The sequence below is a fragment of the Marinitoga hydrogenitolerans DSM 16785 genome, from assembly GCF_900129175.1.
Classification (GTDB): domain Bacteria; phylum Thermotogota; class Thermotogae; order Petrotogales; family Petrotogaceae; genus Marinitoga; species Marinitoga hydrogenitolerans.
Window position 1 is genome coordinate 1 of sequence record NZ_FQUI01000076.1, and the last position, 3105, is coordinate 3105.

At 54.1% G+C, this 3105-nt stretch carries 2 rRNA genes; both read right to left on the minus strand.

Annotated elements, in window-relative coordinates:
- Window positions 1–5 precede the first annotated feature (5 nt).
- A 5S ribosomal RNA gene (gene rrf / locus BUA62_RS11180) occupies window positions 6–119 on the minus strand.
- A 33-nt stretch (window positions 120–152) separates the two neighbouring features.
- Window positions 153–3069 (minus strand): 23S ribosomal RNA (locus BUA62_RS11185).
- Window positions 3070–3105 lie beyond the last annotated feature (36 nt).

Consider the following 3105-nt stretch of genomic DNA (forward strand, 5'->3'; position numbering starts at 1 on the left):
AAAAAGAGGGGCGCTACCTACTCTCGCATGGATTTCCCATACTACCATCGGCCCAGATATGCTTAACGGTCGGGTTCGGTATGGATCCGCGTGTTTCCATATCTGGTTTCTGCACCCCTCAATACTCATTCACATGTGCATAGTTACTTAATAAGGTCAAGGCCTCGGGCTATTAGTACCGGTCGGCTCAATACATCACTGTACTTACACCTCCGGCCTATCTACGTCCTAGTCTCGAACTGCCCTTAACTCCGAAGAGTGGGAAACCTCATCTCGGGGCCCGTTTCCCGCTTAGATGCTTTCAGCGGTTATCGGTCAGGTACATAGCTACTCAGCTCCTGCTCCTGGCGGAACAGCTGATTCACTAGCGGTACCCTCACACCGGTCCTCTCGTACTAGGTGTGACCCCCCTCAAGTTTCCTACGCCCGCAGCAGATAGGGACCGAACTGTCTCACGACGTTCTGAACCCAACTCACGTACCGCTTTAATGGGCGAACAGCCCAACCCTTGGGACCTACTTCAGCCCCAGGATGCGATGAGTCGACATCGAGGTGCCAATCCGCGCCGTCGATATGAACTCTTGAGCGCGATAAGCCTGTTATCCCCGGGGTAACTTTTATCCGTTGATCGACGGCCCTTCCACTCGGATCCGCCGGGTCACTAAGACCGTGTTTCCACCCTGCTCGACCTGTCAGTCTCGCAGTCAGGCAGGCTTTTGCCTTTACACTCTCCTGTGGATTTCCAACCCACATGAGCCTACCTTCGCGCACCTCCGTTACTCTTTAGGAGGCGACCGCCCCAGTCAAACTGCCCACCTAACACTGTCCCATCAGTGCTCTTCACACTCAATGGTTAGTAATCCATCATGATAAGGGTGGTATCCCACCGGCGGCTCCACCTACCCTTGCGAGCAGGTTTCTCTGCCTCCCACCTATCCTGTACATACCATGACAAATTACAATGTCAGGCTACAGTAAAACTCCACGGGGTCTTTCCGTCTAACTGCGGGTACTGGGCATCTTCACCCAGTCTGTAATTTCACCAGGCCCTCCGCTGAGACAGTGTCCAAATCGTTACGCCATTCATGCAGGTCGGAACTTACCCGACAAGGAATTTCGCTACCTTAGGACCGTTATAGTTACGGCCGCCGTTTACCGGGGCTTCGGTTCGTACCTCTCAGCACTCCCCTTAACCTTCCGGCACTGGGCAGGCGTCAGACCCTATACGTCCTCTTTTCGAGTTCGCAGAGTCCTGTGTTTTTGGTAAACAGTCGCCTGGACCTTGTCACTGCGACTCCCCAATGCAGTTGCCCACATCAAGGAGCACCCCTTCTCCCGAAGTTACGGGGCTATTTTGCCGAGTTCCTTAGCGGAGGTTAGCCTGCTCCCCTTAGCCTTCTCAGCTCACCCACCTGTGTCGGTTTTCGGAACGGGCATACTTACACCGATAAGCGAGGTTTTTCTTGGCAGCCTGGCTGTGACCTCGTTGGACTTTCGTCCTCCCCGTCACGCTTCAGCCTCCAGTCCCGGATTTCCCTAGGTCCTTCTCAGGCCTTTGCGATTGGATGAGCTTGCCACTTGCTCACGAGGCTTCACCTTCTGCGTCACCCCTCTTATCTTAACAGTGTATGTATGGCACGGGATTTTTTACCCGTTTTCCATCGGTTACTCCTTTCGGATTCACCTTAGGTCCCGGCTTACCCTGGGCGGACGACCCTTCCCCAGGTACCCTTGGGCTTTCGGGGGGAAGGATTCTCACCTTCCTCTCGTTACTCATGCCCACATCCGCTCTTGTGCTTCGTCCAGTAATCCTCACAAATTACCTTCTCCCTACTGCACAACGCTCCCCTACCAATCCGCAGATTCCGCAGCTTCGGAGTACAGCTTTAGCCTCCTTACATTTTCGGCGCAGTCCGCCTCAACCGGTGAGCTGTTACGCACTCTTTTAATGATGGCTGCTTCTAAGCCAACATCCCGGCTGTCTCTGGCAGTCCACTACCTTTCACACTTAGCTGTCTCTTCGAGCCCTTAGCTGGCGGTCTGGGCTGTTTCCCTCTCGACCATGGAGCTTTTCCCCCACAGTCTGTCTCCCGTTAATTGAGTATAGGTATTCGGAGTTTGACAAGTTTCGGAGGTTACCCCCCTACGCCTATCAGTGCTCTACCCCCTATACTCTTTAACGAGGCCGTGCCTACACACGTTTCGGGGAGATCCAGCTATCACCAGGTTCGGTTGGCTTTTCACCCCTATCCACAGGTCATCCGAATGCGTTTCACTGCATACCGGTTCGGGCCTCCATTGCGTTTCACCGCAACTTCACCCTGCCCATGGATAGCTCACCTGGCTTCGGGTCTGCATATACTGACTCCTCGCCCTTTTCAGGCTCGCTTTCACTTCGGATCCGCCTCTCTCGGCTTATCCTCGCCAGTACATGCAATTCGTGGGCACATTAATCAAAAGGCACGCGGTCACGCCTAAGCGCTCCCACTTCTTGTAGGCTTACGGTTTCAGGTTCTCTTTCACTCCCCTCCCGGGGTCCTTTTCACCTTTCCCTCACGGTACTTTTCCGCTATCGGTCGACGGGTAGTATTTAGCCTTGGATGGTGGTCCACCCTGATTCACGCAGGATTCCTCGTGTCCCACGCTACTTGGGAGAGTAATCCAGACTTCCATTCGGTATTTCGCCTACGGGACTTTCACCCTCTTCGGTGTACCTTCCCAGATACTTCGGCTATACCAAATTTCAGCCCGAGCCTCATGCAGTTGGCTCCGATTACTTCCCGCTACCCCAGTTAGGCAACGGCTGCACCCTTTTACACCTAACTGGTTTGGGCTCCTCCCCTTTCGCTCGCCACTACTCAGGGAATCTCTTTCGATTTCTTTTCCTCCGGGTACTAAGATGTTTCCCTTCCCCGGGTTCGCCTCCCTTTCGGGATTTTTGGGTTGCCCCATTCGGATATCCACGGATCTTCGCTCGCTTGCAGCTCCCCGTGGCTTTTCGCAGCTTGCCACGTCCTTCTTCGCCTCCCGTCGCCTAGGCATCCTCCGTAAGCCCTTTTTACCTTGACCTTATCTTTCACTATGCACTTGTCAATGAGCTGGTGG